Below are 7,419 nucleotides of genomic sequence, written 5' to 3'. Positions count from 1 at the left end.
TTCTCAGGAGTTGGAGCCTCCGGCAAACCCGGCGCGGTTCACTGGCCTGCCCACGCTGGAGCCGGGCGCATAGCGCTTGGCTTGAACGTAGATGCGGTCGAGGCCGAGCCGGTCTTCGTCGATGACGCCGTCGATCCCGCCATCACCGGATTTGCCGAGCTGCCGAGCGGCGTCTTCGTGAGAACCGCCATAGCCCATCGCTACGAGCAGTTCGACGATCAGCCGCTCGAAGAACGCAGGTGATTGCTCGACAATGCGCGCCAAGAGGTCGGCTTTTAGGGCCGAGGCCAGCAGGCTGCTGGCTGCATCGATCTGCTCTTCCGGGGTTGCTCCCGACGTTGCGGCGCCCGTGATGGCGGCATTTTGATCAGGTTCTTCGGTCGTTCCGGCCTGGTTGTAGAAGTCGCTGAATGATGCGTAACCTTTCAGCGTCTCGACATCGATTTTCGTCGGCCCTTGCTTCAGCAATGCCAGGCCGGCCTCGGTTGCGACGAACACGCCGCGCCTGGGACTGGCAATCAGCCCGGCCTTGGACATGTAGAATTTGGCCCAGTGAACCCGGTTGTGCAGGAGCCGCTGCTTGCCGCTGGGCAGCATTTCCTCACGCTCGGCGCTGGACAGCCCGAGCTTGTCCGCGATCTTCTCTGCTGCTGCCGGAACGCGTGTCTCTCCCTCGGCGGCCGCAGCCAGGACGGGCAACATCAGGGTCTGGTAGTCGGGAATGGCCATAGCGGACTCGTAGCAACCACGCTTCTCGCATCAAACAGGAAACGAGGTCTGACGCAGTTCGGCCGGTTCGATCGCGTACTTGAGTGGTCGAGTATGGACGATACAGCGAAGCACACGATCGAACGGATGCTGGCTCTCTGGCAGAGATTCCGCTATAACGGCGCAACATCTCATCGGACAGAATCGCACCGCGACGGACGGTGGCGCACTGGGCATTTACCCTGGTGGGATAAATTGTGGGCAAAGCTGGTCCGCGCGCCGAACTTCGCCTTTATCATCATGTTTTTGTGCGATAATTTCGGCAACCTCCCGCTCCGCCATTTTCCAGCCCGTGCTGGCCACTTCGTCCCGGTCACCGTCAAACCTGCGGCATCTCAGGGGTTTGTCCTTGCGTGAAAGCGCCCCACAGTGCGGGCGGATGGCAAGGAGGCTCAGGCGTGGACGCAACGGACGACATTGACCCGCTGTGGGCGCCGGAGCCCGATGCGCTGCCCGGCTGGTTTCATGACGCCTTGGCCGTGCCGCGCGAGGAGGGCTTTGTCGACGTCGCGGGCACGCGCATCCATTTTTTCCGCTGGGGCAATCCCACGCATCCGCCGATCCTGATGACGCACGGCTTTCTGGCGCATGCGCGCTGTTTTGCGTTCATCGCGCCGTTTCTGGCGGGGGACCATCATATCGTCGCCTATGATCTGTCGGGCATGGGCGACAGCGCGCACCGGCCCGGGAACAATGCGCAGGCGCGCGGTGCCGAGATGGTTGGGGTTGCCGAGGCGCTGGGGCTGTTCGATGGGCCGGCCAAGCCTGTGATTATCGCGCACAGCTTTGGCGCATCTGTCGGCCTCACCGCGATGGCGTTGGCTGCCGAGCGTTTCGCCGGCCTGATCCTGTGCGACATGATGGTGTTGCGGCCCGAAGTGCTGGAAGAGCGCAATCGGCGGGGCAGCGGCCGGCCGGGTTCGGGCGACCCTGACAAGCCGCAACGCCGCTATCCGGATTATCCCACCGCCCGCAGCCGCTATGTGCTGTCGCCGCCGCAGCCTGTCGGTGAGCCCTTTCTGATGGATTATATGGCCTTTCACTCGCTGCGCCGGGCCGGCGCGGAATGGACCTGGAAATTTGATCCCGAAGTTTTCCGCCAGAACGACGCGGAGCCGGGGTGGCACGAGATGGGCAAGCGCGTTGTGGCGACGCCAGGCCGCAAGGCCATCGTCTATGGCGCGGAAAGCCAGTTGTTCACGCCGGACTCGTCGGATTATGTCCGCGAACTGGGCGGAACTGACATCCCGATCATCGCCATTCCGCAGGCGCGCCACCACCTGATGCTTGATCAGCCGCTGGCGTTTGTCACGGCGCTGCGCGCAATCGTCGAGATTTGGCAGACCAACGACAACACTGCTTCCACCCAGTAGCAATCCGTTTGAGCCGCAGTCCTCAATCGGCGAAGCCGGCCCCGGTGCTGGCATGGGCGACGCCGCCATCCACGGTGATGGTTTCGCCCACCACATAATCGCCGGCACGGCTGGCGAGATAGATGGCCGCGCCGGCCATGTCTTCGTCAACACCGATGCGGCGGGATGGGATGAATTTGGCGATCGCATCGCCGTGATCACGCGCCACCCGGTTCATCTCGCTGGCAAAGGCGCCCGGCGCGATGGAGGTGACATTGATGCCATCCTCCACCAGCCGCGCTGCCATGCGCCGGGTGAGATAGATCAGCGCCGATTTGGAGGCGTGGTAGCTGTAGGTTTCCTGCGGATTGAGCCTGATGCCGTCGATCGAGGTGATGTTGATCACCTTGGCCGGCCGCGCGTGGCTGCCCGATGCCTGCAACAGGCCGTGCAGCGCCTGGGTGAGGAAGAAGGGCGATTTGACGTTCAGGTTCATCACCTTGTCCCAACCGCTCTCCGGAAACTCCTCGAACGCGGCACCCCAGGCGGCGCCGGCATTGTTGACCAGAATGTCGAGCCTCGTCTCATGCGCGGCGAGTTGTGCGGCCAGCGCCTCGCAGCCGGCCACGGTCGAGACATCCTGGGGCAGCGGGATGCAGTTCGGCCCCAGTTCGGCCGCCGTCTCGAAACAGGCCGGCGCCTTGCGTGAGGAGATATAGACCTTGGCGCCCTGGGCGATGAAGCCGGCGGCGATCATCTTGCCGATGCCGCGGCTGCCCCCGGTGACAAGCGCGACGCGGCCATCGAGGCGGAACAGGCTGCTGGTGTCCATGAACTGTGTCCTTGAATCGAGGGTCGATTGCAGTTTGATTGAACCGCCAAACCCGCTCATGCCGAGCTTGTCGAGGCACGCACGAAGGTTGGTCGGTGCCTCGACAAGCTCGGCATGAGCGGTTCAGCCCGAATGCAAGCGAGTCCAGGCCGCTGGAAGCAGGGCGGACTGAAGGATCAATGCAGCCCGGTCTCATGCCGGCCGACCACCATGTGGTGCACCTCGTCCGGACCATCGGCAAAGCGCAGGTGGCGAACATCGGCATAAAGTTCGGCCAGCGGTGTCCATTGTGAGATGCCGGCGGCGCCGTGGATCTGGATGGCCTGGTCGATGATCTGGCAGGTCTTTTCCGGCACCATCGCCTTCACCATGCTCACCCACACCCGCGCCTCGCGGTTGCCCAGCACGTCCATCGCCTTGGCGGCCTTCAGCACCATCAAGCGCATTGCCTCGATCTCGATGCGGGCGCGGGCGATCAGTTCCAGATTCTTGCCCAGCATGATCAGCGGACGGCCAAAGGCCTCGCGGCTGTTGCCGCGTTTCACCATGTAATCCAGCGCGATCTCGGCCTTGCCGATGGTGCGCATGCAGTGGTGGATGCGCCCCGGCCCCAGCCGCACCTGCGAAATTTCAAAGCCGCGGCCTTCGCCGAGCAGGATATTCTCATAGGGCACCCGCACATTTTCAAAGCGCAGATGCATGTGGCCGCGCGGCGCATGATCTTCGCTGAACACGTGCATCGGCCCCAGGATCTTCACGCCGGGCGTGTCCATCGGCACCAAGATCTGGGATTGCTGGCTGCTCGCCGGGCCATCATCGCTGGTGCGCACCATCACGATCATCACCTTGCAGCGCGGATCGCCGGCACCCGAGATGTAGAATTTCTCGCCGTTGATCACCCAGTCCTTGCCATCACGCACCGCGCGGGTGCGGATGTTCTTGGCATCGGACGAGGCCACATCAGGCTCGGTCATGGCATAGGCCGAACGGATTTCACCGGCGAGCAGCGGCTCCAGCCAGCGCTTCTTCTGCTCGGGCGTGCCCACCCGTTCCAGCACTTCCATGTTGCCGGTGTCGGGCGCCGAGCAGTTCAGGGACTCCGATGCCAGCGGCACCTTGCCCAGTTCGGCGGCGATATAGGCATAGTCGAGGTTGCTTAAGCCTTCGCCGGTTTCGGCATTGGGCAGGAAGAAATTCCACAGGCCCGCCGCCTTGGCCTTGTCTTTCGCGGTCTGCAGCAATTCCAGCTGCCCCGGCGCCCAGCTCCAGCGATCGGCCCGGCCCTTGCCCAGCTCCTCGAACTTCTCCGAGATCGGCACGACATTCTCGTTGATGTGACGGACCACGGCATCGAACAGCGGCCGCGCCTTTTCCGACATGCGCAGATCGTTCATCTCGGGATTGGTGAAGATATTGGTCATCGTCTTTGGTCCTCTCGTCCGCCCGCATGCTTGCCGCCAGGCCTCCGGCGCGCAACCCCACAATTTGGTGACGGACCACCTGCCGTTTTCCCGTCCTTCGCAGCACGCTGCCTTGGGTCAGCGATTTGCCAGCGGATAGAGGGTGAGCAGCGTCATCCGATCGTTCACGGGGTAGCGGCGGATGATGAAGCCGCGGCCCTCCAGGTCGCCGGACTGGATGCGCCTGATGGCGGCTCTTGTGTCTGCAAGGTCGCTCGTCGACAGCCACGGCGCCCGCGGCGGGGCATCGTTGCGGCAGCAGTGCGCACCATAAAGCCTGGTATCACCCGGCAGCATGGCGAGCAGCTGGTCGATGGTCGCAATATAGGTCGAGAGGCTGGAATCCGGCGCGAAGGCATAAAGCGTCGTCGGGTAGAGGAAATCCCCGGTGTAGAGGCGCTTGCCGGCCTGCTCCCAAACCGAAACCGACGTCGTGGTGTGGCCGGGCGTTGACAGAATGGTGACGGAGCGGCCACCCAGATCGATGGTTTCGCCGGGCTTGATCCACTGTGTCGCCTTGAAGCGAACCGGGTCCGGGCGGGCAAATTGATAGCGGTCCAAGCGCACATCATTGCCCTGCGCGCGGGCCCGCGTTTCCGGCAGGTCGATGAGCGCGATTTCGCGAAGATAGCCGAGGCCGCTGGTGTGGTCGTGATGCAGGTGGCTGGGAACAACCGTGACCGGCAGCCTGGTCAGGCCAGCAAGGGCGCGGCGGATGTCGTGCGTGCGGGTTGCGCCACTGTCGATCAGCAGCGCGCGGCGATTGCCGACCAGCAGATATGCATAATTATCGGGCTCGGCGGCCGGCTCGCCGATCGCCCATGTGCCCGGCGCAATCATCTCGACACGCCAATGCCCGTCAACATCCGTTCCCGCGGCCGGGCCAGGCAGTGGCCGGAACTGCGAAGGATTGGCGGGCGCCGGCATGATGTTCGTTCCGAGCCTGGCAGCGACCATGATCAGTTCGGCGAAAACATAGGGCGCCAGCGCCACCAGCAAGGCCGCCGCCCCGGCAACGACGGCCAACCAGCCAATCCACCTCGGCCTTTGCATCTGGCTGCCCCCCCCATCACCGAACATCGACGCTTGCAACAGCGCAAGATCGCCCCTTAACGTCCTCCGGATGAGGCGGACTTCCGGCTCATCTGCGCCGCCAGCTCTCTCGAATGATCTGACGACGAACCTGCCGGGGAGCAAGTGGATATGAACACGGGTCTGTTCGCATGCGTGATCGGCGCTGTCCTGGTCTCCGCAAGTGCTGCCGCATCACCAGCCAAAGCCGTCGGTGGGGCGGATCTGATCCTGACCGATGCCCGGGTCTACACGCTCCGCTGGGGCGAGCCGGGGCTGGATGGCAAGCCGGCAGCGGATGCGCCCATCAGCAACGGCAGCTGGCACCCCGATGCCGCAGCGGTCGCGATCCGCGGCGGCAGGATCGTCTATGTCGGCAGCGAGAAGGGCGCGCTGGCCCTGCGCGGCAAGCAGACCCGGGTGATCGATCTCAACGGCGCGACCATCATCCCCGGGCTGGTCGATTCCCACACCCATTTCGTCGAGCTCGGCGCCAAGCTGGAATCGGTTGATCTCACCAATGTCACCACCGAAGCCGAGGCGGTGGCGCTGGTGGCCGCGCGGGCGAAGTCCGTCCCCAAGGGTGAATGGATTTTCGGCGCCGGGTGGGACGAGGGGGCCTGGGCCAACCGCTATCCCGACAAGCAGATGTTGAGCGCGGCCGTGCCCGATCATCCGGTGGTGCTGCGCAGCCTGCACGGTTTTGCCATCTGGACCAACCAGGCCGCGCTTGATGCCGGCAAGATCACCAAGGCCAGCCCGGTGCCGGTCGGCGGCGAAATGCGGCTGGGCGCGGATGGCCAGCCAAATGGCCTGTTCCTGAACCGCGCGGCGACCATGGTGGACGCAGTGGTGCCGCCGGAGCCCCCGGCGGTGGTCGCGCGCCATGCCTTGAGGGGCCTCACCCAGATGGCTGCCGATGGCTATGTAACGGTGCACGAGGCCGGTGTGCCTGCCCAGGCGATGGCCGCGCTCCAGAACCTTGAGGACGAGCAGCGCCTGCCGATCCGGGTCTATGCCATGCTCTCGCTGCGCGACCCGCCCTTGATGCGGCAGTGGATCGCCAAGGGGCCGGACCGGGATACGGACAGCATGTTCGTCACCCGCGCGGTCAAGGCCTATTACGATGGCGCGCTGGGATCGCGCGGGGCGCGGCTGCTGGCCGATTATGAAGACAAGCCGGGCCACCGCGGGATCAGCGGCAGCGGCTATGGCTTTGATCGCGATTTGGCCAAGGCAGCGATGAAGGCTGGCTTCCAGATCGGGTTCCACGCCATCGGCGATGCCGGCAACCGTGAGGTGCTCGACTTCCTGGAAGGGGAGTTCAAGGCCGATCCGGGCACCGCCGGCAACCGCCACCGGATCGAACATGCCCAGGTCGTCGCGCCAGAAGACCAGCCGCGCTTCAACCTGCTTGGCGTGATCGCCTCGATGGAGCCGCCCCACGCGGTGGAGGACAAGGCCTGGGCCGAAGCCCGCCTTGGCCCGCAGCGCATCCTTGGCGCCTATGCCTGGCGCTCGCTGCGCCGCCAGGGCGCGCGGCTGACCTTCAATGCCGACAATCCGGGGTCAGACCACAGCATCTTCTATGGCCTGCATTCGGCGATCACCCGCCAGGACAAGCAGGGCCAGCCCCCGGGCGGCTGGTATCCGGCGCAGCGGATGACCATCGAGGAAGCGATCCGGGCCTATACCAACTGGTCGGCCTATGCGGCTTTTCGCGAAGGCCAGACCGGGATCATCGCCAAGGGGCGCTGGGCTGATCTGACCATCATGGATATTGATCCCTTCGCCCTTGCCGCCACCGCGCCGGAAAAAATCCTCGCAGGCCAGATCCGGGCAACCATCGTCAATGGCAAGCTGGTGTATCAGCGATAGGCGGTTGCGCGATCTTGCCGGGACGGCTGGGCAAAGCTGCATCCCTGCCCAGCGTGCC

General features: G+C 64.6%; 7 protein-coding genes. 3 read left to right on the top strand and 4 right to left on the bottom strand.

The genetic code is table 11. The features are described from left to right. Window positions 1–3: 3 nt before the first annotated feature. Window positions 4–729 carry a restriction endonuclease gene (locus CHU93_RS06950; RefSeq protein WP_094473378.1) on the bottom strand — a complete coding sequence of 242 codons (726 nt, stop codon included), beginning with the start codon at window positions 727–729 and terminating at the stop codon, window positions 4–6. Window positions 730–822: 93 nt separating this feature from the next. Between CHU93_RS06950 and CHU93_RS17300 the strand changes: the two genes are divergently transcribed. After that, on the top strand, window positions 823–1,125 hold the full coding sequence (locus tag CHU93_RS17300) for a hypothetical protein (protein WP_133064343.1): 303 nt from the start codon (window positions 823–825) through the stop codon (window positions 1,123–1,125). A 41-nt stretch (window positions 1,126–1,166) separates the two neighbouring features. Beyond that, entirely contained in the window at window positions 1,167–2,141 is a 975-nt protein-coding gene (locus CHU93_RS06945) for an alpha/beta fold hydrolase (protein ID WP_094473377.1), read from the top strand. A gap of 22 nt (window positions 2,142–2,163) precedes the next feature. Here the strand turns inward: CHU93_RS06945 and CHU93_RS06940 are convergent, their stop codons facing one another. The 3 genes from CHU93_RS06940 to CHU93_RS06930 form a co-directional block, all read right to left on the bottom strand. Next, window positions 2,164–2,952, bottom strand: coding sequence for an SDR family oxidoreductase (locus CHU93_RS06940; protein ID WP_094473376.1), 789 nt, complete (start codon window positions 2,950–2,952; stop codon window positions 2,164–2,166). A gap of 176 nt (window positions 2,953–3,128) precedes the next feature. Continuing rightward, window positions 3,129–4,373: an acyl-CoA dehydrogenase family protein gene (locus tag CHU93_RS06935; RefSeq protein ID WP_207759245.1), complete on the bottom strand. Its 1,245-nt coding sequence runs from the start codon at window positions 4,371–4,373 to the stop codon at window positions 3,129–3,131. 117 nt (window positions 4,374–4,490) lie between these two features. After that, complete coding sequence (locus tag CHU93_RS06930; RefSeq protein WP_243375351.1) at window positions 4,491–5,405, bottom strand: MBL fold metallo-hydrolase; 915 nt, start codon at window positions 5,403–5,405, stop codon at window positions 4,491–4,493. 210 nt (window positions 5,406–5,615) lie between these two features. Between CHU93_RS06930 and CHU93_RS06925 the strand changes: the two genes are divergently transcribed. Then, complete coding sequence (locus CHU93_RS06925; protein ID WP_094473374.1) at window positions 5,616–7,361, top strand: amidohydrolase; 1,746 nt, start codon at window positions 5,616–5,618, stop codon at window positions 7,359–7,361. Window positions 7,362–7,419 lie beyond the last annotated feature (58 nt).

Origin of the sequence: Sandarakinorhabdus cyanobacteriorum, from assembly GCF_002251755.1 — a bacterium.
GTDB classification, from domain to species: Bacteria; Pseudomonadota; Alphaproteobacteria; order Sphingomonadales; family Sphingomonadaceae; genus Sandarakinorhabdus; species Sandarakinorhabdus cyanobacteriorum.
This window is presented reverse-complemented; position numbering and strand designations above follow the sequence as displayed.